We start from the raw sequence: 2009 nt of genomic DNA, 5'->3' as shown, positions 1-2009 counted from the left end.
GATCTGGTCGATCACCCGCCCGTCGGGCGCGGTCCAGGAACGCCACTGCTTGCCGTAGACCGGACCGAGCTCGCCGCTCTCGGCCGCCCACTCGTCCCAGATCGTCACCCCGCGCTCCTGCAGCCAGCGCACGTTGGTCTCTCCGCGCAGGAACCACAGCAGCTCGACCAGGATCGAGCGGAAATGCACCCGCTTGGTGGTGAGCAACGGGAAGCCCTGCGCCAGGTCGAACCGCATCTGCCGCCCGAACACGCCCCGCGTGCCTACCCCGGTGCGATCGCCGCGCTCGACGCCGTTCTCCAGGATGTCGCCGAGCAGGCCGAGATACTGCCGCTCCGGGTGATCGGATGACGCGACCGGCAGGACGATCTGATGGGCGAGGGCGGACAAAACGAATCACTCCGGACCGGACCCAGTGTGGCGCCTCAGGTGGAAAACGACCTGTTGATTGGTCGTGTTTCCTGTGGACTTCCGCGCGCAGCTGTTAGGCCTCGGCGCGGATCTCCCGCGTGGCCGCCTCGCGCCGCCGGTGATCGGCGAACTTCTCGCCCTCGGGCCGCTCGGTGCGAAACCCGTTCACCTTCCAGGGCTTGCACAGCTTGCAGCCGGCGCGCTGGTTCCGGGCTCTGCGTCGTTTGTGGTTCATCAGCTCCTCACCCCGCAAATCCGCCCGCGTCGAGGAATTCCTGTTCCTGCGGCGTGGTCTCGCGGCCGAGGGCGCGGTTGCGGTGCGGGAAGCGGCCGAAGCGTTCGACGATGAAGCGGTGGATCAGCGCCCACTTCACCAGCTCCGGATCGTTCGCCTCGTCGGCCTGCGCCTGGCAGAGCGCGACGCCGCGGTCGTGGTCGGCCATGTCCTCCGAGTGGGCGAAGGGCAGGTAGAAGAATGAGCGCATCTCGTTGTCGAAGGCGCGGTCGTGGCCGCGCGCGATCGCCTCGGCGGCGATCTTGCGGGCCAGCGGATCGGTGGCGAACTGGTGGCCCGAGCCGCGGTAGAGGTTGCGCGGGAACTGGTCGAGCAGGATGACGAGCGCCAGCGCGCCGTCCGCCGTTTCGATCCAGTCGTCGTACTCGCCGCGCGCGGCGGCATGGTGGGTCGGCTCGAACCTCAGCCGGATGGCGTCGTCGAACGCCGGATTCTTTTCGAACCAGCGGTCCGGACCCGCCTCGCGCCAGAAATGGATGATGTCGGTGGGATGGGCGGCCATGGGCGCTCTCGTCAGCGAAGCGGGCGCGCAAGCTGAACGCAGGATTTCGTCTCGTTCAAGACGGGTTCATACGACAAAGTCCAGGTTTGGCGGCTACGCACCGGCGCCCTCGGCGCCTCAGGGAGCATTCCGATGAAACTCTTCACGACGGCCGCCATGGCGCTGGCGCTGACCGGCGCGGCGGCTGCGGCCTACGCCGACAACCCGAACGATCAGAAGGGCCAGCAGCATCAAGCGCAGCCGCACGGCGGCCAAGGCGGCGGCCAGCAGCACGGGGGCCAGGGTGGCGGACAACACAATGCGGGCGGCGCTCAGGGCGGCCCGCAGCACTTCAACGGCCAAGCTCAGGGCGGCGCGGCTCATGGCGGCCCGGGCCAGGGCGGACCGGCACAGGGTGGGCCCGGCCAGGGCGGCGTCCAGCGCTTCAATGGCCAGGCTTTCCAGCGCGGGCAGGGCCAGGGCCAAGCTCAGGGCGGCCAGCATTTCAACGGCCAGGCTGTCCAGGGCGGCGGTCAGCAGCAGTGGCAGGGTCGTGGCGGCGCGCAAGGGCAGGGCCAGAACGGCCAGGTCCAGCGCTGGAACGGCGGCGGCGGCCAGGGCGGCCAACGCTTCAACGGCCAGGGCGGCCAACGCTTCAACGGCCAGGGCAGCGGCGGAAACTTCGGCTTCCAGAACCACGGACTGCGCGGCCGCGACCAGGGCCGTTCCTTCTACAGCGCCAACAGCTTCGCCCGGCAGTACCGCGCCCAGCGCCGGTTCCGCTTCTCCGGCCATAGCGTCTTTCCGTCCGGCTGGTCTTAT

4 protein-coding genes are annotated in these 2009 nt (G+C 69.4%); all 4 read right to left on the bottom strand.

All coding sequences use genetic code 11. The features are described 5' to 3' along the window. Window positions 1-369: thymidylate synthase (gene thyA, locus VGL85_RS12765; RefSeq protein ID WP_414695247.1), on the bottom strand; the 369-nt coding region annotated here is incomplete at its 3' end. Window positions 370-484: 115 nt separating this feature from the next. After that, complete coding sequence (locus VGL85_RS12760; RefSeq protein WP_331589324.1) at window positions 485-646, bottom strand: hypothetical protein; 162 nt, start codon at window positions 644-646, stop codon at window positions 485-487. A 7-nt stretch (window positions 647-653) separates the two neighbouring features. Further along, the gene (locus VGL85_RS12755; RefSeq protein ID WP_331589323.1) at window positions 654-1208 is read right to left on the bottom strand and encodes a DUF924 family protein; all 555 of its coding nucleotides are present in this window, start codon (window positions 1206-1208) and stop codon (window positions 654-656) included. A 117-nt stretch (window positions 1209-1325) separates the two neighbouring features. Continuing rightward, window positions 1326-2009, bottom strand: a 684-nt coding sequence (locus tag VGL85_RS12750) for a hypothetical protein (RefSeq protein WP_331589322.1), incomplete at its 5' end; no start/stop codon positions are given.

Origin of the sequence: Phenylobacterium sp., assembly GCF_036501465.1 — a bacterium.
GTDB lineage: Bacteria > Pseudomonadota > Alphaproteobacteria > Caulobacterales > Caulobacteraceae > Phenylobacterium.
Note: the sequence above shows the minus strand (reverse complement) of the source record. Positions and strands in the feature narration are given on the sequence as shown.